The organism is Streptomyces sp. NPDC007189 (genome assembly GCF_040703635.1).
In the GTDB taxonomy this organism is placed as follows: domain Bacteria; phylum Actinomycetota; class Actinomycetes; order Streptomycetales; family Streptomycetaceae; genus Streptomyces.
Genome location: NZ_JBEYEY010000004.1, coordinates 1 through 23,977 on the forward strand (window position 1 = coordinate 1; position 23,977 = coordinate 23,977).

Genomic DNA, 23,977 nt, shown 5'->3' on the forward strand with positions numbered 1-23,977 from the left:
CGGTAACGTGTGGAGGTGACCGGTACTAATAGGCCGAGGGCTTGTCCTCAGTTGCTCGCGTCCACTGTGTTGGTTCTGAAACCACGAACAGCCCCACCCGAATGAGGGTGGTGCGGCATGGTTCGACAGTTTCATAGTGTTTCGGTGGTCATAGCGTGAGGGAAACGCCCGGTTACATTCCGAACCCGGAAGCTAAGCCTTACAGCGCCGATGGTACTGCAGGGGGGACCCTGTGGGAGAGTAGGACACCGCCGAACTCCTTTTACAGCTCCGGCTCTTGGGCACTGCCCAGGAGCCGGAGCTTTTTTGCGTTGAGGTAAGGTCAGGGAGCATCGTTGGCTCTTTCGCACAGGAGGCCCCCGGGTGGAGGTCCAGGAGACACGTGTCCAGACGGACCGGGTCCTCACCATCCCCAACATCCTCAGCATGGCGCGGCTCGTCGGCGTACCCCTCTTCCTGTGGCTGATCCTCAGGCCCGAGTTCGGGGGACCGAAGAGCGACGGCTGGGCACTCCTCGTGCTGGCGTTGAGCGGGGTCAGTGACTATCTGGACGGCAAGCTCGCCCGGCGCTGGAATCAGATCAGCAGCCTCGGCCGGCTTCTCGATCCCGCCGCCGACCGGCTCTACGTCCTTTCCACACTGGCCGGTCTCACCTGGCGGGAGATCCTGCCGCTGTGGCTGACCGGCCTTCTGCTCGCGCGAGAGCTGATGCTTCTGGTGATGGTGGGCATCCTCCGCCGGCACGGGTATCCGCCGCCGCAGGTGAACTTCCTCGGGAAGTCGGCCACGTTCTGTCTGATGTACGCCTTCCCGCTGCTGCTTCTCAGCGACGGCAGCGGTTGGATCGCGTCACTCGCTGTTATTTTCGGATGGGCGTTCGCCGGGTGGGGTACAACCCTCTATTGGTGGGCAGGAGTGCTCTACGTGGTACAAGTCCGCCGTTTGGTTCGGGCGGACGCCATGGCCGATTGAGCTCGGCGATTGTCCGGACGTAACGCCTCGATGGCCCGCGGTGGAAAAGTGCGGGACAATCTGGACGGGTGAAGTCGGCTAGACCGTCGTCTCTTGGAGGAGGACGCTTCCGACATGAAGGCCGTCGTGATGGCCGGGGGCGAAGGCACCCGCCTGCGCCCCATGACCTCTAGCATGCCCAAGCCGCTCCTGCCGGTGGCCAACCGCCCGATCATGGAGCATGTGCTACGGCTGCTCAAAAGGCACGGGCTCACCGAGACCGTCGTCACCGTTCAGTTCCTGGCCTCGCTCGTCAAGAACTACTTCGGCGACGGCGAAGAGCTCGGTATGGAGCTCACCTATGCCAATGAGGAGAAGCCACTCGGAACCGCCGGAAGCGTCAAGAACGCCGAAGAGGCGTTGAAGGACGATGCCTTCCTCGTCATCTCCGGTGATGCGCTGACCGACTTCGACCTCACCGAGCTGATCAATTTCCACAAGGAGAAGGGCGCGCTGGTCACGGTCTGCCTGACCCGGGTGCCCAATCCGCTGGAGTTCGGCATCACCATCGTCGACGAGGAAGGCAAGGTCGAGCGTTTCCTCGAGAAGCCGACGTGGGGCCAGGTCTTCTCCGACACGGTGAACACGGGCATCTACGTCATGGAGCCCGAGGTATTCAACTACGTTGAACCCGATGTTCCGGTCGACTGGTCCGGTGACGTCTTCCCGCAGCTGATGAAGGAGGGCAAGCCGATCTACGGCTATGTCGCCGAGGGCTACTGGGAGGACGTCGGCACCCACGAGAGCTATGTGAAGGCCCAGGCCGACGTCCTCGAGGGCAAGGTCAACGTCGACATCGACGGCTTCGAGATCTCGCCCGGTGTCTGGGTCGCGGAGGGCGCCGAGGTGCACCCCGACGCCGTACTGCGCGGGCCGCTGTACATCGGCGACTACGCGAAGGTCGAGGCCGGCGCGGAGATCCGCGAGCACACGGTCGTCGGCTCGAACGTCGTCGTCAAGAGCGGTGCCTTTCTGCACAAGGCCGTCGTGCACGACAACGTCTACGTCGGCCAGCACAGCAACCTGCGCGGGTGCGTCGTCGGCAAGAACACCGACATCATGCGGGCCGCGCGGATCGAGGACGGCGCGGTCATCGGGGACGAGTGCCTGATCGGTGAGGAATCGATCGTGCAGGGCAATGTCCGGGTCTATCCGTTCAAGACCATCGAGGCCGGCGCCTTCGTCAACACCTCCGTCATCTGGGAGTCCAGAGGACAGGCCCATCTCTTCGGCGCGCGCGGGGTGTCCGGCATCCTGAACGTGGAGATCACGCCGGAACTGGCCGTGCGGCTGGCCGGCGCCTATGCGACCACCCTCAAGAAGGGCTCCACGGTCACCACCGCTCGCGACCACTCCCGAGGCGCCCGGGCCCTGAAGCGGGCGGTCATCTCCGCGCTCCAGGCCAGCGCCATCGACGTACGCGACCTGGAGAACGTGCCGCTGCCCGTGGCCCGGCAGCAAACCGCGCGCGGCAGCGCCGGCGGCATCATGATCCGGACCTCGCCGGGTGTGCCGGACTCGGTCGACATCATGTTCTTCGACGGCAACGGCGCCGACCTGTCGCAGGGCAGCCAGCGCAAGCTGGACCGGGTGTTCGCGCGGCAGGAGTACCGGCGGGCGTTCCCCGGCGAGATCGGCGACCTGTACTTCCCCGCGAGCGTCTTCGACTCGTACACCGGGTCGCTGCTGCGGAACGTCGACACGACCGGGATCGCCGAGTCCGGCCTGAAGGTCGTCGTCGACGCCTCCAACGGCAGCGCCGGCCTCGTACTGCCCAGCCTGCTCGGCAAGCTCGGCGTGGACTCGCTGACCATCAACCCCGGTCTCGACGAGTCCCGGCCCACGGAGACGGCCGAGATGCGGCGCAACGGCCTGGTCCGGCTGGGCGAGATAGTGGCGTCGTCCGGGGCCGCCTTCGGCGTCCGGTTCGATCCCGTGGGCGAGCGGCTGTCGCTCGTCGACGAGAAGGGCCGGATCATCGAGGACGACCGCGCGCTGCTGGTGATGCTGGACCTGGTGGCCGCCGAGCGGCGCAGCGGCCGGGTGGCGCTGCCGGTGACCACGACCCGGATCGCCGAGCAGGTCGCCGCCTACCACGGCACCCAGGTCGAGTGGACGACCACCTCGCCCGACGACCTCACGCGCGTGGGCGGCGAGGAAGGCACCATCTTCGGCGGCGACGGCAAGGGCGGATTCATCGTCCCCGAGTTCAGCAGCGTCTACGACGGCACGGCGGCGTTCGTGCGCCTCATCGGGCTGGTGGCGCGCACCCAGCTCACGCTGAGCCAGATCGACGCGCGGATCCCGCGGGCACACGTCCTCAAGCGGGACCTGGCCACGCCGTGGGCCGTCAAGGGCCTGGTCATGCGGCGGGTGGTCGAGGCAGCCGGGGATCGCTTCGTCGACACGACCGACGGTGTGCGGGTGGTGGAGACGGACGGGCGCTGGGTGATGGTGCTGCCCGACCCGGCGGAGGCCGTCACCCACCTGTGGGCCGAGGGCCCCGACGACGCTTCGGCGCAGGCCCTGCTGGACGAGTGGTCGGCCGTCGTGGACAGCGCCGGGAGGTAGCCCGGAACAGGCACGGGAGGTGGCCGCGGACAGCGCCCGCAGATAAGGGAGCGGGCGCTGCCGTACCGCAAAACCCGCGCACGCGCGCGTGCCGGACAAGTGTCCCCAAGGGGGCCTGTCCGGCACGCCGGTGGGGCCATTCGGAGTAATCGCGCGCGACATGCGACGATGTGCGGCATGCCGCAGCAACCCCCCGTTCGGAGCAGCCCCACGCGGCCTCAGCGTCCGGACGCCTCCATGTCGTTGATCACCAACGTCATGGACCACAGCCTCGACGACGGGTACGCCGAGGCCGCCGCCCGGAAGAAGTCGCTGGGCGAGGGCGGCCTGCCCAGGACGCTCAGGGCGAAGCTGGGCCTCGCGGCCGGCCTCGTCCTCGCGGCGCTCGTGGTGACCGTCGGGGCGGCGCAGACACGGGCGGCGGCGCCCGTGGTGGCCAAGGAGCGTCAGGAGCTGATCGACCGCGTCGACAGCGAGACCGCGAGCGCGGACAAGCTGGAGAGCGCCGTCGACAAGCTCCGCGACGACGTCAGCACGCGCCAGCGGGCGGCGCTGAAGTCGAGCGGCGGCAGCGCGAAGGCGGACCTGGTGGGCGTTCTGTCGGGCGCCACCGCGGTGCGCGGCCCCGGCGTCAAGCTCGTCGTCGACGACGCCAAGGAGGCCAGCACCGGCGGTGACGGCACCAATCCGCGGGAGACCTCGGGGTTCTCCGACACCGGCCGGGTCCGTGACCGGGACATGCAGCGCGTGGTCAACGGGCTGTGGGCGTCCGGAGCGGAGGCCGTCTCGATCAACGGGCAGCGGCTGACCGCCCTGTCCGCGATCAGGGCCGCGGGGGACGCGATACTGGTCGACAACAGGCCGCTGGTGCCGCCGTACACGGTGCTGGCGGTGGGGGATGGGCAACGGCTCAGCACCAGGTTCCAGAACAGCGCCGACGGTCTGTACCTGCACGCCCTGGAGCAGAACTTCGGCATCCGCACCACCATCTCCGCTCAGGGCGACCTGCGGTTGCCCGCCGCACCGAGCGTGATCGTACGTACTGCACAGCCGAGCACCGAGAAGACTGAGAAGGGCACATCGTGATCGCCGTACTGGGCCTCGTCGTGGGAGTGGTGGCCGGCCTGTTGGTCCGGCCCGAGGTTCCGGCGGTCGTCGAGCCGTATCTGCCGATCGCCGTCGTCGCGGCGCTGGACGCCGTGTTCGGTGGTCTGCGGGCCATGCTGGACGGGATCTTCGACGACAAGGTCTTCGTGGTGTCGTTCCTGTCGAACGTGGTCGTCGCCGCGCTGATCGTGTTCCTCGGCGACAAGTTGGGCGTGGGCGCGCAGCTGTCCACCGGTGTCGTGGTGGTCCTCGGCATCCGGATCTTCTCCAACGCCGCGGCGATCCGGCGCCACGTGTTCCGGGCGTGACACCGATGAGCGAGCAGAACATGCCGAGCGAGCCGAACGAGCCGAGCGAGCGGAACAAGGAGGCTGAGCGGCCGGAGCAGCCGGAGCGGCCGGGGAACAGGCTCCGCAAGGAACTCCCCGATGAGGTGCCCGCACCCGCGTCCGAGCCGGCCCCCGAGGAGGAGCAGGCGGAGCAGCCGCTGACCGGCCGGCAGCGGCTGGGCAAGGGCCTGTGGCCGCCGCGTTTCACCCGGGCCCAACTCATCGTCGCCGTCCTCCTGTTCGGGCTCGGCTTCGGGCTGGCCGTGCAGGTGGCCTCCAACAGCGACACCGACAGCGCACTGCGCGGGGCACGCCAGGAGGATCTTGTGCGCATCCTCGATGAACTGGATTCGCGTACTCAGCGTCTTGAGGACGAGAGGCAGGGACTCGAGAAGCAGCGCCAGGAACTGCAGAGCAGCTCCGACCGGGCTGCGGAGGCGCGCCGGCAGACCGCCGAGAAGGAGAGGCAACTCGGCATCCTGGCGGGCACCGTCGCCGCGCAGGGTCCCGGCATCACGATGACGATCGAGGACACGAAGGGGACGGTCAAGGCTGACATGCTGCTCGACGCGATCCAGGAGTTGCGCGCGGCCGGTGCGGAGGCGATCCAGGTCAACGGGGTCCGGGTCGTCGCGAACACCTACTTCACCGACTCCGGCAACGGCGTGGGCGTCGACGGGAACAAGATCAACGCCCCTTATCGTTTCAAGGTCATCGGCAAGCCGCAGGACCTGGAGCCGGCGCTGAACATCCCGGGAGGCGTGGTGCAGACCCTGGAGAAGGAGCAGGCCACGGTGACGGTCCAGCAGTCCGGCAAGATCGTCGTGGATGCCTTGCGACAGGCGAAGCGGCCTGACTACGCTCGGTCGTCCTCCCAGTGAACCGGCGGTGCATGGGGGACGTCCGGCAGGGGCATGAGGTTGCGGGGGGTCGGCGCACCGAAGCGGTGGTGCGTGGTGGAAACTGTCTGGTGGTTACGGACGTTGTGAAGATGTCCGGCTCGGCCGGTGTAGGCAATCAGGGTTCGTCCTGCCCCACGGGCGGGTCTGTTTCGGTCAAGGGGAATCGCCCGTGAAGTTGTTTGCGAAGTTGTTCGGCAAGAGCGCGCGAGAGGGCAGCGACAACGCGACCGCTCGGCATCGCGCACAGCCTGACGCGGAGGGCCAGCGCCCGCTGTTCCGGGACCAGGTCGCTGGTCCGGGCGGTGACATTTCCGGAGGTCAGGGCGGGGCGTCGGTTGACCCTGCCCAGTCCGGCGGCATAGGTTTCGGGCAACCGTCAGCCTCGGGTGCGGGTGGAGGGTACGCCCCCGGTCCGTACGCGTCCAACGCCCCGGCGGGGCAGCCGCAGGAGGATCCGTCCATGTCGGTCCTGGTGTGTACGAGGTGCGGCAACCGCAACGCGCAGAACGCCCGCTTCTGCTCCAACTGCGGCGCGCCGCTGCGCCCGGGGGTGGCGCCGGAGCGCGCGTCCGAGACGACGTCCACGATCTCGATCTCCGGCCTGGAGGCGTACGACGCCGAGGTCACCGGCCAGACCCAGATGCCGATGCTCTCGCCGGAGGCGCAGGCCGCGGTCGACGCGCTGCCGATGGGCTCGGCGCTGCTGGTGGTGCGCCGGGGCCCGAACTCGGGCAGCCGCTTCCTGCTGGACAGCGATCTGACCACGGCCGGCCGTCATCCGCAGAGCGACATCTTCCTGGACGACGTCACGGTCTCGCGTCGCCATGTGGAGTTCCGCCGCTCCCCGGACGGCTCCTTCACCGTGGCCGACGTCGGCAGTCTGAACGGCACGTACGTCAACCGCGAGCGGATCGACCAGGTCGCGCTGTCGAACGGTGACGAGGTGCAGATCGGAAAGTACCGGCTGGTGTTCTACGCGAGCCGGCAGGGCATCTGACCCGCCCCCGGACCGGTGTCCGGGGGGAACCCCAGGGAAGGTCCATGCTTCACACACCGAGCGGCGGTGCCGGAAGCGGTACCGCCGCCAGGGACAGCGGGCTGATGAGCATCGGCACGGTGTTGAACGTGCTGCGCGACGAGTTCCCCGAAGTCACCGTCTCCAAGATCCGCTTCCTGGAGTCGGAGGGGCTCATCGAGCCGCAGCGGAGCCCTGCGGGGTACCGCAAGTTCGGCGCCAGGGACGTCGAGCGCCTGGCGCATGTGCTCAGGATGCAGCGGGACCACTATCTGCCGCTCAAGGTGATCCGCGAGCATCTGGACGCCATGGAGCGCGGCGAGGCCGTACAGCTGCCCCTGGTGGGGCGCCAGCGCACCGGCGAGGACGTCCCGGAGCCGTCCGGCGCGCCCACGGTGGCCCGCGTGGGCAGGGCGGAGCTGCTGGCGGCCGCGGAGATCGACGAGGCCGACCTGAAGGAGTGGGAGTCGTACGGCCTCATCGCTCCGCTTCAGGACGGGGCCTACGACGCCGAGGCGGTCACCGTGGCCTCGCTCATCGCCGAACTGGGCCGGTACGGCATCGAGCCACGCCACCTTCGGGTGATGAAGGCCGCCGCCGATCGTGAGGCCGGGCTCGTGGAGCAGGTCGTGGCCCCGCTCAGGCGCCACCGCAACCCGCAGACCAGGGCACACGCCGAGGCCCGTGCGAAGGAGCTGGCGGCGCTCACGGTGAAGCTGCACGCGGCGCTGGTGCAGACCGCGCTCGGGGTGCGGCTGCCCTGAACACCGGGGGCCGCCGGCAGGCCGGATCGGCCACCTGTTCCCGGCCCGACTACCCAAACGTCCCGAGCACGGCCTAGGGTTGCTGTGTGAACGAGCTCGATGTCGTAGGTGTCCGGGTCGAAATGCCCTCCAACCAACCGATCGTGCTCCTGCGCGAAGTGGGAGGCGACCGTTACCTCCCCATCTGGATCGGGCCGGGAGAGGCGACGGCGATCGCGTTCGCCCAGCAGGGCATGGCCCCCGCCAGGCCGCTGACCCACGACCTGTTCAAGGACGTGCTGGAGGCCGTCGGCCAGGAGCTGACCGAGGTACGCATCACCGATCTGCGGGAAGGCGTCTTCTACGCGGAGCTGGTCTTCGCCAGCGGGGTCGAGGTCAGCGCCCGTCCCTCCGATGCCATAGCGCTGGCCCTGCGCACCGGAACGCCGATCTACGGCAGTGACACGGTGCTGGACGACGCCGGCATCGCCATTCCGGACGAGCAGGAGGACGAGGTGGAGAAGTTCCGCGAGTTCCTCGACCAGATCTCGCCCGAGGACTTCGGTACGAGCAACCAGTGAGCACGAGCGACGGCCACGCCCGGTGCACCGGCACGTGCCATCGGCCTGTGAGAGCGTCCTAGGCGTTCCCCCGAGCGCATTCGGCTAGCCTTTCCCCGCGGTGGGGCACGGGAAACCACTCCTAGGGTGATTATCACTCGGCGTGCCGAGTGTGGCGATCGTTGACGCACCCCTGGTGACTGCCTACCGTCGTGAAGGCAGGTCAAGGACGGAGGTCGGCGTGAGAACCAGCGGCGACGGTACGGCTGGGGGTGCTCCCGTGGGTGGTTTCGGGGAGAACGGGCCGTACCCGGTTCACAGCAGCGCGGTGGATCACGCTCCGCAGCGGCCGACGGTGGTGCCGAACGGCGGAGGGGCGGCTTCCATGACGTCGGAACAGATCGGTTACCGGGGGCCGACGGCCTGCGCGGCCGCCGGCATCACCTACCGGCAGCTCGACTACTGGGCGCGCACCGGCCTGGTCGAGCCGAGTGTGCGGCCCGCCTACGGGTCGGGGACGCAGCGGCTGTACAGCTTCCGTGACGTGGTCGTCCTGAAGATCGTCAAGCGGTTCCTGGACACCGGGGTATCGCTGCAGAACATCCGCACGGCCGTGCAGCACCTCAGGGAACGCGGTTTCCGCGACCTGGAGCGGATGACGCTGATGAGCGACGGCGCCACGGTGTACGAGTGCACCTCGCCCGACGAGGTCCACGCCCTGCTCCAGGGCGGTCAGGGCATCTTCGGGATCGCCGTCGGCGTGGTCTGGCGCGACGTGGAAAGCGCGCTCTCCCAGCTGCACGGCGAGCGCATCGACACCGGCGAGACCCTCGTCGGGCACAACCCCGCGGACGAGCTGGCACGGCGCCGCAACCGGGCGGTCTGAGCACCGGCCCATCCGGCCGTCCGCTGCACCACGGCATTGTCAGTGCCGTGGTGCAGCATCGGAGATGTGAGAAACGCGCCCACGATCCTGCATCTCGACATGGATGCCTTCTACGCCTCGGTGGAGCAGGCATCCAAGCCGAGCCTGCGCGGGAAAGCGGTCGTCGTGGGCGGGCTCGGTCCGCGCGGGGTGGTGGCCACCGCGTCGTACGAGGCACGGGTGTTCGGGGTCCACTCGGCGATGCCCATGGCCCAGGCGCGCCGGCTGGCGCCCAACGCCGCGTATCTGGTGCCGCGCTTCGCCCTGTACCGGGAGATCAGCGAGCAGGTGATGGCGCTGCTGCGGGAGCTGTCGCCGCTGGTGGAGCCGCTCAGCCTGGACGAGGCGTTCGTGGACCTGGAGGCCGGCGGGACCGCCTGGGACGAGGCGTCGGCGCGGCTGGCCGGCATCAAGCTGCGCGCGGACATCCGGGCGGTCACCGGGCTCACCGGATCGGTGGGGCTCGCCGCCTCCAAGATGCTCGCCAAGATCGCCTCCGAGCAGGCCAAGCCGGACGGCCTGGTGGTGATCGAGCCGGGCTCCGAGCGGGCGCTGCTGGGACCGATGCCGGTGCGGACCCTGCCGGGGGTGGGGCCCGCCACCGGGGACCATCTGCGCCGGGCGGGCATCACCACGGTCGAGGAGCTGGCCGAGGCGGGTGAGGACGAGCTGGTACGGCTGCTGGGCAAGGCGCACGGGCAGGCGCTGTACGCCATGGCGCTGGCCCACGACGAGCGGCCCGTCGTGGCCGAGCGCGAGGCGAAGTCGGTGTCCGTCGAGGACACCTACGACGTGGACATCCACGACCGGCTGCGGATCGGGCTGGAGGTGCGGCGGCTCGCCGACCGGTGCGTGGGGCGGCTGCAGGGGGCCGGGCTGTCGGGGCGGACCATCGTGCTGAAGGTGCGGCGGTACGACTTCTCCACGCTGACCCGTTCGGAGACGCTGCGAGGACCGACCGACGATCCGGCGGTGGTGCGGGAGGCGGCCGCGCGGCTGCTGGACTCCGTGGACACCACGGGCGGGGTACGGCTGCTCGGCGTGGGCGTCTCCGGGCTCGCCGACTACACCCAGGAGGACCTGTTCGCGCAGGCCATGCCCGCACAGGCGGCGGAGACGCCGGAGGAGACCGGGGCCGAGGTGGTGGCGGAGCGGCCGGAGCCGGAGGAGAGATCGTGGCGGGCCGGTCAGGACGTCAGGCATGCGGAGTACGGGCACGGGTGGGTGCAGGGGAGCGGGCTGGGCCGGGTGACGGTGCGGTTCGAGACGCCGCAGTCCGCTCCGGGGCGGGTGCGGACGTTTTCTGTCGACGATCCTGCGCTGGAGTCCGCCGATCCGTTGCCGTTGGTTCCGGATCCTCCTCATCCGCCTGCCCGTCTCGGTCGGTCAGGCAGCGGCCGACACGGGGCTGCGCCCCGGACCCCGGAGGAACGCAGCGATCAGGTCTCCTCCGAGCCCGCCAGTTTGCCGAAGTCGTGGTCCGGTACCGAGGGGGGTGAGACCACGTCGAGGCCGTAGTGGTGGTAGAGCTGGAGTTCCTGTTCGGGGGAGAGGTGGCGGCCCACGCCGAAGTCGGGGGCGTCCTTGATCAGGGCGCGGTCGAAGGGGACGTGGAGGGAGCCGTCTATCAGTTCGCTCGGTTCCAGGGGGACGAAGGCGTCGCGGGAGAACAGGCCGGTGCGTATGGCCGCCCACTCGGGCACGCCGGTCGCGTCGTCGAGGTACACCTCGTCGATCGTGCCGATCTTGGTGCCATTGCGGTCGAACGCCTTGCGGCCGATCAGGTTGCGCGGATCGATCTCGGTCTGCACGGTCCGTCTCCCTCCACTTGGTCGCAACTCATCCGTAAGCACTACAAAAGAGCACATTCAGTCGGGCGGCCACTCGAGGGCCCCGGCGTTGACCTCGCTGGTAGGCTGACAGCGGCTGCTGACCCCGTGCGGGAGAGTCCTCCGATCACCTCGGAGGCGCCGAAGGAGCAAATCCTCCCCGGAATCTCTCAGGCTCACGTACCGCACGGACGAGGTCACTCTGGAAAGCAGGGCGGGTGTCGACGGCACCGGCCCTCACCGACGGTGAAAACCGGGTGCCCTCGGGCGACCCGGTGAAGCTCTCAGGTTGAGATGACAGAGGGGGAGGCCGTCCGGGCACCCGTGCAGTGGTGCCCCTCGAAGGTCGCGTCAGACCAGGAGGCCTCCGCAATGACCGCCCACCGCATTCCGCTCTCGGAGCTCGAAGCGGGCATCCCGTTCGAGCAGCGCCACATCGGGCCCGACCAGGAGGCGCGGGCGAAGATGCTCGCGCACGTCGGCTACGGCTCGCTGGACGAGCTGACCGCCGCGGCGGTTCCCGATGTGATCAAGAACGCCGACGCGTTGGACCTGCCCGGCGCCCGCACCGAGGCCGAGGTGCTCGCCGAGCTGCGCGCGCTCGCCGACCGCAACCAGGTCCTCGACTCCATGATCGGCCTGGGCTACTACGGGACGTTCACCCCGCCCGTCATCCTGCGCAACGTCATGGAGAACCCGGCCTGGTACACGGCCTACACGCCGTACCAGCCGGAGATCTCCCAGGGCCGGCTCGAAGCGCTGCTGAACTTCCAGACCATGGTCGCCGACCTCACCGGCCTGCCCACCTCCGGCGCCTCCCTCCTGGACGAGGGCACCGCCGCCGCCGAGGCGATGGCGCTGTCCCGCCGCATGGGCAGGAACAAGAAGGGCCTCTTCCTGGTCGACGCGGACGCGCTGCCGCAGACCATCGCCGTCATCCAGACCCGCGCGGAGCCGACCGGCGTCGAGGTCGTCGTCGCCGACCTCTCCGAGGGCATCCCGGCCGAGGTCGCCGAGCGCGAGATCAACGGCGTGCTGATCCAGTACCCGGGCGCCTCCGGCGCCGTACGCGACATCAAGCCGGTCGTCGACCAGGCGCACGAGCTGGGCGCGCTCGTCACCGTCGCCGCCGATCTGCTCGCCCTGACGCTGCTCACCTCTCCGGGCGAGCTGGGCGCCGACATCGCCGTCGGCACCACCCAGCGCTTCGGCGTGCCGATGGGCTTCGGCGGTCCGCACGCCGGCTACATGGCCGTCACCGAGAAGTTCGCGCGCAGCCTGCCCGGCCGTCTCGTGGGCGTCTCCGTCGACGCCGACGGCAACAAGGCCTACCGCCTGGCGCTGCAGACCCGTGAGCAGCACATCCGCCGCGAGAAGGCCACCAGCAACATCTGCACCGCGCAGGTGCTGCTCGCCGTGATGGCCGGCATGTACGCCGTCTACCACGGCCCGGAGGGCCTGAAGACCATCGCCCGCCGTACGCACCGGTACGCCACCCTCCTCGCCGAGGGCCTGAAGGCCGGTGGCGTGGAGATCGTGCACGGCACGTTCTTCGACACCCTCACCGCGCGCGTGCCCGGCCAGGCCGCCCAGGTCGTCGCCGCCGCCCGGGACAACGGCGTCAACCTGCACCTCGTCGACGCCGACCACGTCTCCATCGCCTGCGACGAGACCACCAAGCGGGCCCAGCTCGCCGCCGTGTGGAACGCCTTCGGCGTCGAGGCCGACATCGAGGCGCTGGACGCGACCGCCCAGGACACCCTGCCCGAGGCGCTGCTGCGCACCGACGCCTACCTCACCCACCCGGTCTTCCACCAGCACCGCTCCGAGACCGCGATGCTGCGCTACCTGCGCCGGCTCGCCGACCGTGACTACGCGCTCGACCGCGGCATGATCCCGCTGGGCTCCTGCACCATGAAGCTCAACGCGACCACCGAGATGGAGCCGGTCACCTGGCCCGAGTTCGGCCAGCTGCACCCCTTCGCGCCCGCCGAGCAGGCCGAGGGCTACCTGACGCTCATCCGTGAGCTGGAGGAACGTCTCGCCGAGGTCACCGGCTACGACAAGGTCTCCCTGCAGCCGAACGCCGGCTCCCAGGGCGAGCTGGCCGGCCTGCTCGCCGTACGCGGCTACCACCGCGCCAACGGCGACGAGCAGCGCACCGTCTGCCTGATCCCGTCCTCCGCGCACGGCACCAACGCGGCCAGCGCCGTGATGGCCGGAATGAAGGTCGTCGTCGTCAAGACCGCCGGGGACGGCGAGATCGACGTCGAGGACCTGCGGGCGAAGATCGAGCAGTACCGCGACGAGCTGGCCGTGCTGATGATCACCTACCCGTCCACGCACGGCGTGTTCGAGGAGCACGTCGCCGACATCTGCGCGCAGGTCCACGAGGCCGGCGGCCAGGTGTACGTCGACGGCGCCAACCTCAACGCGCTGGTCGGCCTCGCCAAGCCGGGCCACTTCGGCGGTGACGTCTCGCACCTGAACCTGCACAAGACCTTCTGCATCCCGCACGGCGGTGGCGGCCCCGGCGTCGGCCCGGTCGCGGTCCGCTCGCACCTGGCGCCGTACCTCCCGAACCACCCGCTGCAGCCGGCCGCCGGCCCGGAGACCGGCGTCGGCCCGATCTCGGCCGCCCCGTGGGGCTCGGCGGGCATCCTGCCGATCTCCTGGGCGTACGTCCGCCTGATGGGGGGCGAGGGCCTGAAGCGGGCCACCCAGGTGGCCGTGCTGTCGGCGAACTACATCGCCAAGCGCCTGGAGCCGCACTACCCGGTGCTCTACACCGGCCCCGGCGGCCTGGTCGCCCACGAGTGCATCATCGACCTGCGCCCGATCACCAAGACCACCGGCGTGAGCGTGGACGACGTGGCCAAGCGGCTCATCGACTACGGCTTCCACGCGCCGACCATGTCCTTCCCGGTGGCCGGCACGCTGATGATCGAGCCGACCGAGTCGGAGGACCTGGCCGAGCTGGACCGGTTCTGCGACGCGATGATCGCCATCCGCGCGGAGATCGAGAAGGTCGGCTCGGGCGAGTGGCCCGCGGAGGACAACCCGCTGCGGAACGCCCCGCACACCGCCGCCGCGCTCGGCGGTGAGTGGAAGCACGCCTACGGCCGCGAGGAGGCCGTCTTCCCGGCCGGTGTCTCGGCCGCCGACAAGTACTGGCCGCCGGTGCGCCGCATCGACCAGGCCTTCGGCGACCGCAACCTGGTCTGCTCCTGCCCGCCGCTGGACGCGTACGAGGACTGAGCGAGCGGCTTCTGCAGGGCCCCGTCCGGACTCCGGGCGGGGCCCTCGGCCTGTCATGCCGTCGCGAGGGACACCTCCGTCGCCTTGATGAGGGCGACCACGTCGGAACCCACGAAGAGGCCGAGGTCGGCGACCGCGTCCTTGGTGATCGCCGCGGTCAGGACGCCGCCGTCCACGGAGATCTTCACCGTTGCCATGACGGCGCCGGTCGTCAGGCCGGTGACCGCGCCGGGAAGCTGGTTGCGGATCGACAGGCCGTCCACCCGGCCGGTGGCCACGGAGACCTCGGTCGACTTCACCAGGGCGCGGACGGACGAGCCGGGGGCGAGGGCGAGTTCGTCGGCGGACTCCTTGGTGATGGCCGCCACGAGGTGCTGGCCGCCGTCCAGACGGAGCCTGACGATGGCCATGGCCTCGCCGGGGTGGACCTCGGTGACGGTGCCGGGGAGCTGGTTGCGGATGCTCAGGGTCATGGACACTCACCGTAGAGCGCCCGCCCGTTCATGCCGGGTACGCGTGCGTCTGCGTCGCTTTGACCGTCGCCCAGACAGCAGACCCGGGGTGCAGGTCGAGGTCGGCCGCGGCGACCGTGGTGAGATCGGCGGCGAGCGGCACTTCGCCGGTGAGGTCGGCGCGGATCCGGTCACCGTGCGTCTCCAGGCCGGCCACCTTGCAGCGCCAGAGGTTGCGGGCGCTGGCGCCGGTGGGCCGGTCCCGGAACAAGGTGACGGCGGACGGCGGGAACGCCACGAACGCCGGACCGTTCAGCTCCTCGGTGGTGGTGATCGAGGGCCCCGCGTCGAGCCGCACGGTGTGGCCGTCGGCCTGGCCGCGGTAGAGGTTGAGGCCGACGAGCTGGGCGATGTAGTCGGTGCGCGGGCGGCGGGCGATGTCGGCGGGGGCGCCCTCCTGGACGATGCGGCCGTGCTCGATGACGACCAGCCGGTCGGCGAGCACCATGGCGTCCAGCGGGTCGTGCGTGACCAGGACGGCTACGGCCTCGAACTCGGCCAGGTGGCGGCGGAGCTGGGCGCGGACCTCCAGGCGGGTGCGGGCGTCCAGCGCGGCCAGCGGCTCGTCCAGGAGCAGCAGCCGGGGGCGGGTGGCCAGGGCGCGGGCCAGGGCCACGCGCTGGGCCTGTCCGCCGGAGAGGCGGCGGGGCTTGGCGCCCGCGTGGGCGGAAAGGCCCATCCGGTCCAGCCAGGCCGCCGCCTGGGCGCGGGCCTCCGCCTTGCTCGCGCCCTGGCAGCGGGGGCCGAAGGCGACGTTGTCCAGGGCGGACAGGTGAGGGAAGAGCAGGTAGTCCTGGAAGACCACGCCGACCGGACGGGACTCCGGGGGAGTGCGGTCCAGGGCGGTGCCGTCCAGGCGCAGGTGACCGGCGGTGAGCGGGGTGAGGCCGGCGAGGGCGCGCAGGGCGGTGGTCTTGCCGGCGCCGTTGGGCCCGAGAAGGGCGACGACGTCACCGGCGGCGGCGGTGAGCGTGAGGTCCAGGCGGAAGCCGGGGCGGTCGACTACGAGGTGGGCGTCCAGGGCGTGGGGGTGCGGCTGCGGGTGCGGGTGTGCGGTGCTGTGAGCGCCGTCGGAGGCTGCGGGTTGCCGTTGCGGGGAGTGGGCGTTTGTCATGAGGTGGTCATCCAGCGGTCTCGGAGGGCCGCCAGGACCGCGATCGAGACCGTCAGCAGGACCAGGCTGAGGGCGATCGCGGCGTCGGGGTCGTTCTGCAGGGCCAGGTAGACCGCGAGGGGCATGGTCTGGGTGCGCCCGGGGAAGTTGCCCGCGAAGGTGATCGTCGCGCCGAACTCGCCGAGCGCGCGTGCCCAGGCGAGGACCGCGCCCGCCGCGATGCCGGGCGCGATCAGCGGCAGCGTGACCCGGCGGAACGCGGTGAAGCGGGACGCGCCCAGCGTGGCCGCCGCCTCCTCGTACCGCGGGTCGGCGGCGCGCAGCGTGCCCTCGACGCTGATGACCAGGAACGGCATCGCGACGAACGCCTCGGCGAGCACGACCCCGGCGGTGGTGAACGGCAGCGTGATCCCGAACCAGGCGTCCAGCCACCGCCCGATCACCCCGTTGCGGCCGAGCGCGAGGAGCAGGGCCACACCGCCGACCACCGGCGGCAGGACCAGGGGCAGGGTCACCAGGGCCCGTACGAGCCCCCGGCCCGGGAACTCCGTGCGGGCCAGCAGCCAGGCCAGCGGCACGCCCAGGACGAGGCTGACGGCCGTGGCCGCCGTGGCGCTGACCAGCGACAGCTGGAGCGCCTGCCACACCTCGGTGCTGGACAGCTGCTCCGGCAGGCTGCGCCAGGGCGCGCGGACGAGCAGCGCGAGAAGCGGCAGCAGCAGGAACGCCAGCGCCAGCAGGCCCGGCAGCAGCAGCGGCAACGGCACCCCGCGCCGGCCCCCCGCGCCGACGCGGCGGCGCCGCGGCCGGCCCGTGCGGGGGCCGGTCGCGGCGCCGGGTTCGAGGAGCGAGGTCACGGCTTGAGGAAACCGGCCTCGCCGAGCACCTTCTGGCCTTCGGCGGACCGCACGAGGGCGATGAACGCCTTGGCGGCCGCGGCGTTCGGCGCGTTCTTCAGCAGGACGATCGGGTAGTCGTTGATCGCCTTGGCGGACTCGGGGAACTCCACGCCCTCCACCTTGCCACCCGCGGACTTCACATCGGTCTTGTAGACGACCGCGGCGTCCGCCTCCTTCAGTTCCACCTTGTTCAGGGCGGACTTGACGTCCTGCTCGTAGGAGACCGGGGTGAGCTTGAGCCTGGCGGCGTCGAGGGCCTTCTGGGCGGCGGCGCCGCACGGCACGGTCTTGTCGCACAGGACGACCTTGAGGCCGGACTCGGTGAGGTCCTTCAGGGAGGCCACCTTGTGCGGGTTGCCCGGCAGGGTGGCGATCTCCAGCTGGTTGCGGACGAAGGTGGCCGGGGGCCCGGACGCGTCCTTCTTGTCCGTCACGATCGCCATGGTCTTGGGGCTCGCGGCGGCGAAGACGTCCGCCGGGGCGCCGCCGGTGATGCTCGCGGCGAGCGTGTCGCTGCCGCCGAAGTTGAAGCTGACCTTGGTGCCCGGGTGCTCCTTCTCGAACTCCTTGCCCAGGGTCGTGAAGCTCTCCTTCAGGGAGGCGGCGGCGAACACGGTGACGTTGCCGGACAGCTTCGGGGAGGCGGTGTCCGACGCGCCCGACGCCGAGTCCTTCGAGTCGGAGGACGAGGAGCAGGCGCTGAGGGCCAGCAGGGCGGCGGCTCCCGCACCGGCCAGCTGCAGTATCCGCCGGGTCCGGCGCACGGAACGGGTCTTCACGGGTGTACTCCTCGCGTTCTGCGGAACAACGGTCGCGCCCTGTCGTGGCCGGAAAGGCCGGCCGCTCGGCGATGATACTGCCGCATCTGCCAGGCATAAGTCTCCTGTGGCATCGCATGAGCCGCGAACTTGTGACGTGGAGCTTGCATGTGCGTTTGTACGGCAGCCGCCGGTGGGTACGGTCCTGCGGGAGGTGCTCGCCGATGACGCTCGCCCGACTCACCCTGACCGGCGATCTCGCCAGGCCCGCCCGGCTGACCGTCCCCGAGCTGCTCCGCTGGCCGCAGCACCGGGCGGACGTCAGCTTCGAGTGCGCCACCAGCGGCATCCAGCACCACCACTTCACCGGCCCGCGCCTGTACGACGTCCTCGCCGACGCGGGACCCGGTTTCGACCCGGTGCGGCGCAAGGACCGGCTGCGCTTCCTCATCGCCGTCTCGGGCACCGACGGCCACCACGCGGTGCTCTCCTGGGCCGAGATCGACCCCGACTTCGCGGACGCGCCCGTCCTGCTGGGCGTGTGCATCGACGACACCCCGCTGGACACGGCCGGGCCCCAGCTGGTGCTTCCGCAGGACCGGTGCGGGGCGCGGCACATCAGCGGGATCACGGCGATCCGGGTGGACGGCGGCTACCGCTGTGCCGATGCGGCGCGTTCCGCACCCGGTCACGCGTCGGCCGGGTGAGTGGCTCAACCGTCGTACCCCTTCTGGGGCGTGGCTGTCCTGCCGGTTGCGGCAGGGGGCGGGTCAGACCCGGTCGATGTGCACGTTGGTGGACTTCACGCGCGCGGTGGCCTCCATGCCGACCTCAAGGCCCAGTTCCTCTACGGCCTCACGGGTCAGCAGGGAGACCAGCCGGTGCGGGCCGGCCTGGATCTCGACCTGGGCGGCGACGTCGCCGAGCTTGATCGCCGTGACGATGCCGGGGAAGGCGTTGCGGACGGAGGTGTAGGAGGGGTGGTCCTCCTCGCCGCCGCCCGTTTTGGCCAGTTCGACCGAGAACGCGGCCAGGTCCCTGCCGTCGATGAGCCGCCGCCCGGCCTCGTCGCGGTGGGTCGCCACCCGGCCGGCGTCGGCCCAGCGGCGGGCGGTGTCGGGGCTCACGCCGAGCAGCCGCGCCGCCTGGCCGATCGTGTAGGACTGCATGCCGGTCACGATAGGACCACGGCACGGCAACCGGGGACGTGGGCCTGCCGTCGGGCGCGATATGGCGGCGGCTCGCGCCCCTGCCGGGTCCCGCCCGGGCTCACCCGGTGTGCACCCGGGGCCGGCGTTCGCGGTTCGGCTCGGCCTCGCGCAGGACCTCGCGGGTGACCGGGGCGACCTCGCCCTGGCCGAAGAGGAAGAAGCGCAGGAAGTTGGCGAAGGGGTTGCCCTCGGTCCACTCGAAGTAGATGTGCGGGGTGCAGCCCGTCATGTCCCGGGCGTGCAGCAGGAAGGCCGCCAGGGCGTTGGAGATGGAGGAGTGCTCCAGGGTGAGCACGCGGTAGCGCTCGTGCAGGACCTCGCCGTGCACGGCCATGCTCGCCTCGAACTCGGAGGGGTCGGTGATCTTCACCTCGACGAAGACGAAGTCCTCCTGCTCGGGCATGTCGTTGTCGGCGCGGATCTGCTCGATCTTGTCGCGGTACTCGGCCTTGTCCCGGTGGCCGGGCTCGTTGGCGATGAAGCGCATCTTCCGGCTGGCCATGTCCCGGATGAATCGTTCCGCCATGGGGTCGAGCGTCACGGTGGTCACCCGCAGCTCGAAGGCACGGGCCAGCCGGGACAGGAACGACACCAGGATGATGCCCGCGATGAAGCAGGCGCCGATCTTCACGCCGTCCGGGCGCTCGATGACGTTGACGACGGTCGTGTAGAGGAACACCGCCGCGATCACGCCGAACCCGATCGTCCACTTGCGCTGCCCCGCCTTGCGCGCGGCGATGGTCACCGCGATCGCGGCGGAGCTGATCAGCACCAGCACACCGGTGGCGTACGCGCCGCCCTGCTTGTCGACATTGGCGTCGAAGATCCAGGTCACCAGGAACGCGATCAGCGTGAAGACGATGACCATGGGCCGGACCGCGCGGGCCCAGTGCGGGGCCATGCCGTAGCGCGGCAGGTAGCGCGGCATGAGGTTCAGCAGGCCGGCCATCGCGGAGGCGCCGGCGAACCACAGGATGGCGATGGTCGAGACGTCGTACACCGTGCCGAAGCCGCCGCCGAGGTACTGGTGCGCGAGGTAGGCGAGGGCACGGCCGTTGGCGGGGCCGCCCGTCTTGAAGTCGTCCGCCGGGATCAGCAGCGTGGTGATGAAGCTGGTGGTGATCAGGAAGCCGCTCATGATGAGCGCGGCGGTCGTGAGCAGCTTCTTGGCGTCCCGGATCCGGCCGGTCGGCTTCTGCTCGGTGTCCCCGGGATCGCCCTGCACATGCGGCATGACGGCGACACCGGTCTCGAACCCGGACAGGCCGAGGGCCAGCTTCGGGAAGACGATCAGGGCCACGCCGACCATCACGAAGACGTTCCCGTGTTCCGCCGTCAGGGCGCCGGTCCAGTCGGTGACCACGTGCCCGGCGGTGACGACGTGCCAGAGGCCGACGATGACGACGACCACGTTGAGCGCGAGGTAGATCCCCACCAGGGCGACCGCGACACCGATCGCCTCGAGGAAGCCCTTGAGGAAGACCGCGCCGAGCAGCGCCACCAGGAACAGCGTGATCACCATCTGGTGGCCGTGCAGGGTGCTGGTCAGATGCGGGTTCTCCACGAGGTGAGTGGAGGCGTCGGCGGCCGACAGGGTGATGGTGATCAGGAAGTCGGTGGCCGCGAAGCCCAGCAGCGTCAGGACGAACAGCTTGCCCTTCCAGAACGACAGCAGCCGCTCCAGCATGGCGATGGAGCCCTCGCCGTGCGGGCTCTCCTCGGCCACCCGGCGGTAGACCGGCAGGGCGCCGGCGAGGGTGACGAGGACCAGCACGATGGTCGCGATCGGGGACAGCAGTCCGGCCGCCAGGGCCGCGATGCCCGGCTGGTAGCCGAGGGTCGAGAAGTAGTCGACACCGGTCAGGCACATCACCCGGTACCAGCGCTGCCCCTTGTGCGGGGGTTCCGGCGGGGCGTGCGGTCCGGTGTGGCCACCGCCCTTGCCCATGTCGGACAGGCCCTCCAGCATCCAGTTGCGCAAGCGACTGGGAGGGGGGTGCTCGGTCGTGGCCATCGAGGGTGCTCCTGTGTGCGGCTCAGCTCTTTTCCGGCCATCCCGCGGACGGCTGCACCAGCGTATGCGGAGAGTGATGCCTGGGCCCACGGATCCGGGCCCGGGGGGCGTCAATCTTGCGTTAAGAATGGCCCGCGAGGGGCGGGGCCGCATCAAGAAGGGGAGGCCGGAGGTGTTTGCCGGGGGTACGGCGGCGGCGTTCGCCGGTCGCGGGGTCGGCCCCTCATCAGCCCCTCGTCGGCCACCGAGCGTCATGGCGTGGGGCTGGTACGCATGGCCTCGCTCTGCTTACGGAGGTGCGGTACGACGCCTCGGCTACTCCAGGCCGGAGGCGCGGAACACCTCCCGGGCCGTCTCGCTGTCTAGGCGGCGGGCGAGGCGGTGCAGGGCGGTCGTGCCGCACACCAGGGTGCCGGCTGCCTCGGAGATCCGGGCGCCCTCGTCGAGCAGGTGCCACAGGCCGGGGTTGCGGATCAGGACCTCGGGGTCGATCTCGGCACGGTTGCCGAGGGCGTCGCGCAGGACCAGGCGCTGGGCGACGCCGTCCAGCGGGCGTACGGCGACCAGCAGATCGGTGCGGACCCGCCGGGTGCGCAGCAGCCGGCGGGCGGCCAGCCAGCCGGCACCGGCCGAGACCCGTACCGGGAACAGGACGAGCAACAGCAGCAGGGCGATGCCCGCCCACAGGGCACCGTGCCACCACGAGAGGGAGCCGGCCGCCCGGTCGATGAGCAGCAGCAGCGCCAGCAGCACACCGGCACAGCGGATCGACCTGCGCACGTCCGCCGCCCAGTCGCGGTCGTACACCGTGCCGCCCGCGCAGGCCGGAGACGAGCCGGTGCGCCGGGTGCGGGTGTCGTCGCGTTGCCTCATGAGACAGACGTTAGACAGTTCCGGTCCCGCCGGAGCCCGGCCGCGGCGCACCTTGACGGGGTCCTGACGGCACAGCGGCGGTTCTTGACGCAACGCCAGCGCGACCGGTGTGCCGGGGCGCCGGGGCGCCAGGCCGTGCGGGGCTGCCGCAGGCTTCACCGCGGTCACTCGGCGCTTTCGCCGCGCAGGTGGCTCACCGCGCGGGTCGCTCGGCGCTTTCGCCGCCCACCCTGCCTCCGCTCCCGGCGGTGTCGTCGCCGCCCTGGCTCCGACTCACAGCCTGCGGATGTCCATGCGCAGATGCCAGGTGTTGCGCCGGTGGACGGACAGCAGCTCGGACTCCAGGGGCGACGGGGGCACGGCGAGCACCGGGCAGGCGGCGTGTGCCAGGCAGTGCCGGGAGACGCGGCCGGAGAAGGCGCGCTGCAGACCGCGCCGGCCCGCGCCCACGACCAGCACGTCGTCCTCCCGGTTCGCCGTCGCCACCAGCGCCGGTCCCGGGGCGCCGCGGACCACGACCGCGTGCATCGGCACACCGGGGGAGTTGCCGCCGAAGATCTCCTCCAGCACCGAGGCCAGCCGCTGCCGTGCAAGCCGCTGCCAGTCCTCGAGGAGCAGACCGGCGGCGGGGGAGCGGCGCGCCGCCGTATCACCGCCGGGCGGCTCCCAGGCCAGCACCGGCCACAGTTCGGCTCCCAGCCGGCGGGCCAGCGCGGTGGCCCGCCGCAGGGCCGTGACGCTGCCCAGGGAGCCGCTCACACCGACCACCACACGCGGGGCCGCCGAGGCGTCGTAACCCGACATCACTCCACCGTTCCTCGCGGGCGCCGCCGGGGCGTCTCGCACGCGGACGTGCCCGTCCTGCAAGGCCCTTGCTTCCTTCCATCCCACTCCGGCACCGGCGATTCGACCAGGCGGGTGAACGGTGTCTTTTTCAACGGGTTCCGGCGCGGCTGTCCGGCCGTACACGATCGGGTCGGCCGCCGCTAGGATTCGAGATCACAATCGAAACTTTCGAACCTTTTCGAGGCCACCCATGCGGACGTACGACAATCCCGTCCTCCTTGGATTCCACCCCGACCCGAGCGTGTGCCGGGTCGGGGACGACTACTACCTGGTGTGCTCCAGCTTCGAGTACTTCCCCGGTGTCCCGGTCTTCCACAGCCGCGACCTGGTGCACTGGCGCCAGCTCGGCAACGTCCTCGACCGCCCGGGGCAGTTGGCGCTGCCGGACGACACGCCCGCCTCGGGCGGCGTCTACGCCCCGACGATCCGGTACCGCGACGGGCTCTTCCACGTCATCACCACGAGCGTCGGCGCCGGCGGCACCTTCCTCGTCACCGCCGAGCGCCCCGAGGGCCCCTGGTCGGACCCGGTGTGGATCGACCTGCCCGGCATCGACCCCGATCTGGCCTGGGACGAGGACGGTTCCTGCTGGTGCGCCATGGCCGGGGTCACCGTGGCCCGGATCGATCCGCGCACCGGCGAGGTGCTCGAAGGCCCGCTGCCGATGTGGTCCGGCACCGGCCTCAGGGACCCCGAGGCGCCGCATCTTTACCGGATCGGCGAGTGGTGGTACCTGCTGCTCGCCGAGGGCGGGACCGCACTGGGCCACGGTGTCTCGGCCGCGCGCGCCCGCTCCCCGCGCGGCCCGTGGGAACCGGCGCCCGGCAACCCGCTGCTGTCCCACCGCGGTTCGAGCTCGCCCATCCAGTGCACCGGCCATGCCGACCTGGTGCAGGCGGCCGACGGCACCTGGTGGATGGTGCTGCTCGGCACCCGGCCGCGCGGCTACTTCCCGGAGTTCCACGTCCTCGGCCGGGAGACCTTCCTGGTGCCGGTGGAGTGGGCCGACGGCTGGCCCCGGGTGGGCCCCGTGCGCGAGCGGCATCCCGCGCCGGCCGCCTGGTCCCCCATCGAACCGCCCCCGGTGCGCGACGACTTCACCTCCCCGGTGCTCGCGCCGTACTGGATATCGCCGCGCCGCAGGCCCGAGGGGTGCTGGTCGCTCACCGAGCGGCCCGGCCGGCTCACGCTGACCGCCACCGGGGACAGCCTCGACCGTCCCGGCCACACCTTCGTCGGCCGCCGCCAGCAGCACCTCGACTGCCGCGCCGCCGCCCGCCTGGAGTCCGGCACCGGCCGCGCCGGACTCTCCGTCCGCCTGGACGAGGAGCATCACTACGACCTGGAGGTGGCCGGTGGAGCCGACACCCCCGGAGCGGGCACGGGCACCGGCCGGGCGACCGTTGCGGGGAACGGCTCGGGGGCGGGCGGTGACGACGGGTTGGAGGGAGCCGGGGGAGGCGACGCCGTCGGAGCGGGTACGGGCAATGGCTGGGCGGC

General features: G+C 70.9%; 22 protein-coding genes, 1 rRNA gene and 1 riboswitch. Of the genes, 14 read left to right on the top strand and 9 right to left on the bottom strand.

All coding sequences use genetic code 11. The annotated features are described in order from the left end of the window. The first annotated feature begins 140 nt into the window (after positions 1-140). The 11 genes from rrf (at position 141) to AB0950_RS09130 (ending at position 10,681) form a co-directional block, all read left to right on the top strand. Positions 141-257, top strand: a 5S ribosomal RNA gene (gene rrf, locus AB0950_RS09080). Positions 258-363: 106 nt separating this feature from the next. Beyond that, entirely contained in the window at positions 364-972 is a 609-nt protein-coding gene (locus AB0950_RS09085; RefSeq protein ID WP_366778187.1) for a CDP-alcohol phosphatidyltransferase family protein, read from the top strand. Between the two features lie 114 nt (positions 973-1,086). Further along, entirely contained in the window at positions 1,087-3,582 is a 2,496-nt protein-coding gene (locus AB0950_RS09090) for a mannose-1-phosphate guanyltransferase (protein WP_360147106.1), read from the top strand. A gap of 168 nt (positions 3,583-3,750) precedes the next feature. Continuing rightward, positions 3,751-4,668: a DUF881 domain-containing protein gene (locus AB0950_RS09095; RefSeq protein WP_366778189.1), complete on the top strand. Its 918-nt coding sequence runs from the start codon at positions 3,751-3,753 to the stop codon at positions 4,666-4,668. Next, on the top strand, positions 4,665-4,997 hold the full coding sequence (locus AB0950_RS09100; RefSeq protein ID WP_003988855.1) for a small basic family protein: 333 nt from the start codon (positions 4,665-4,667) through the stop codon (positions 4,995-4,997). Before AB0950_RS09095 ends, AB0950_RS09100 begins: the two co-directional genes overlap by 4 nt. A 5-nt stretch (positions 4,998-5,002) precedes the next feature. Continuing rightward, positions 5,003-5,899 (top strand): DUF881 domain-containing protein, encoded by an 897-nt coding sequence (locus AB0950_RS09105; RefSeq protein ID WP_360147100.1) that lies wholly within the window; start codon positions 5,003-5,005, stop codon positions 5,897-5,899. 190 nt (positions 5,900-6,089) lie between these two features. Next, a complete protein-coding gene (locus tag AB0950_RS09110; protein WP_330341269.1) occupies positions 6,090-6,917 on the top strand; it encodes an FHA domain-containing protein in 828 nt (275 codons plus the stop codon). Positions 6,918-6,961: 44 nt separating this feature from the next. After that, complete coding sequence (locus tag AB0950_RS09115; protein WP_366778190.1) at positions 6,962-7,699, top strand: MerR family transcriptional regulator; 738 nt, start codon at positions 6,962-6,964, stop codon at positions 7,697-7,699. An 86-nt stretch (positions 7,700-7,785) separates the two neighbouring features. Further along, positions 7,786-8,259: a bifunctional nuclease family protein gene (locus tag AB0950_RS09120; protein WP_004934251.1), complete on the top strand. Its 474-nt coding sequence runs from the start codon at positions 7,786-7,788 to the stop codon at positions 8,257-8,259. 220 nt (positions 8,260-8,479) lie between these two features. Continuing rightward, positions 8,480-9,124: a MerR family transcriptional regulator gene (locus AB0950_RS09125; protein ID WP_366778191.1), complete on the top strand. Its 645-nt coding sequence runs from the start codon at positions 8,480-8,482 to the stop codon at positions 9,122-9,124. A gap of 66 nt (positions 9,125-9,190) precedes the next feature. Next, positions 9,191-10,681, top strand: coding sequence for a DNA polymerase IV (locus AB0950_RS09130; RefSeq protein ID WP_366778192.1), 1,491 nt, complete (start codon positions 9,191-9,193; stop codon positions 10,679-10,681). Here AB0950_RS09130 and AB0950_RS09135 read toward each other — a convergent pair. Further along, positions 10,603-10,974 carry a PRC-barrel domain-containing protein gene (locus AB0950_RS09135; protein WP_360147086.1) on the bottom strand — a complete coding sequence of 124 codons (372 nt, stop codon included), beginning with the start codon at positions 10,972-10,974 and terminating at the stop codon, positions 10,603-10,605. The genes AB0950_RS09130 and AB0950_RS09135 overlap by 79 nt on opposite strands. A gap of 119 nt (positions 10,975-11,093) precedes the next feature. Next, a riboswitch (glycine riboswitch) is annotated at positions 11,094-11,188 on the top strand. Between the two features lie 176 nt (positions 11,189-11,364). Between AB0950_RS09135 and gcvP the strand changes: the two genes are divergently transcribed. After that, the gene (gene gcvP, locus AB0950_RS09140) at positions 11,365-14,250 is read left to right on the top strand and encodes an aminomethyl-transferring glycine dehydrogenase (RefSeq protein WP_366778193.1); all 2,886 of its coding nucleotides are present in this window, start codon (positions 11,365-11,367) and stop codon (positions 14,248-14,250) included. Between the two features lie 53 nt (positions 14,251-14,303). On the opposite strand, the gene AB0950_RS09145 is transcribed toward gcvP, so the two are convergent. Genes AB0950_RS09145 through modA form a run of 4 tightly spaced genes read right to left on the bottom strand, consistent with a single transcriptional unit; the run spans position 14,304 to position 17,554 of the window. Continuing rightward, the gene (locus tag AB0950_RS09145) at positions 14,304-14,723 is read right to left on the bottom strand and encodes a TOBE domain-containing protein (protein WP_360147080.1); all 420 of its coding nucleotides are present in this window, start codon (positions 14,721-14,723) and stop codon (positions 14,304-14,306) included. A gap of 28 nt (positions 14,724-14,751) precedes the next feature. Beyond that, positions 14,752-15,876 (bottom strand): ABC transporter ATP-binding protein, encoded by a 1,125-nt coding sequence (locus tag AB0950_RS09150; protein ID WP_366778194.1) that lies wholly within the window; start codon positions 15,874-15,876, stop codon positions 14,752-14,754. Beyond that, entirely contained in the window at positions 15,873-16,733 is an 861-nt protein-coding gene (gene modB, locus AB0950_RS09155) for a molybdate ABC transporter permease subunit (protein ID WP_360575571.1), read from the bottom strand. Before modB ends, AB0950_RS09150 begins: the two co-directional genes overlap by 4 nt. Continuing rightward, on the bottom strand, positions 16,730-17,554 hold the full coding sequence (gene modA, locus AB0950_RS09160; RefSeq protein WP_366778195.1) for a molybdate ABC transporter substrate-binding protein: 825 nt from the start codon (positions 17,552-17,554) through the stop codon (positions 16,730-16,732). Before modA ends, modB begins: the two co-directional genes overlap by 4 nt. A 203-nt stretch (positions 17,555-17,757) precedes the next feature. On the opposite strand from modA, the gene AB0950_RS09165 reads away from it, so the two are divergent. Next, complete coding sequence (locus tag AB0950_RS09165) at positions 17,758-18,240, top strand: molybdopterin-dependent oxidoreductase (RefSeq protein ID WP_360147068.1); 483 nt, start codon at positions 17,758-17,760, stop codon at positions 18,238-18,240. A gap of 63 nt (positions 18,241-18,303) precedes the next feature. On the opposite strand, the gene AB0950_RS09170 is transcribed toward AB0950_RS09165, so the two are convergent. From AB0950_RS09170 to AB0950_RS09185, 4 genes are all read right to left on the bottom strand, one after another. Then, positions 18,304-18,702, bottom strand: coding sequence for a helix-turn-helix transcriptional regulator (locus AB0950_RS09170; RefSeq protein ID WP_360575573.1), 399 nt, complete (start codon positions 18,700-18,702; stop codon positions 18,304-18,306). A gap of 100 nt (positions 18,703-18,802) precedes the next feature. Further along, positions 18,803-20,758 (bottom strand): APC family permease, encoded by a 1,956-nt coding sequence (locus tag AB0950_RS09175; RefSeq protein WP_360147062.1) that lies wholly within the window; start codon positions 20,756-20,758, stop codon positions 18,803-18,805. Positions 20,759-21,073: 315 nt separating this feature from the next. Beyond that, the gene (locus AB0950_RS09180; RefSeq protein ID WP_366778196.1) at positions 21,074-21,631 is read right to left on the bottom strand and encodes a hypothetical protein; all 558 of its coding nucleotides are present in this window, start codon (positions 21,629-21,631) and stop codon (positions 21,074-21,076) included. A gap of 273 nt (positions 21,632-21,904) precedes the next feature. Then, entirely contained in the window at positions 21,905-22,435 is a 531-nt protein-coding gene (locus AB0950_RS09185) for a universal stress protein (protein WP_366778197.1), read from the bottom strand. Positions 22,436-22,667: 232 nt separating this feature from the next. Here AB0950_RS09185 and AB0950_RS09190 point away from each other — a divergent pair. Then, on the top strand, positions 22,668-23,977 hold a 1,310-nt coding region (locus tag AB0950_RS09190; RefSeq protein ID WP_366778198.1), incomplete at its 3' end, for a family 43 glycosylhydrolase.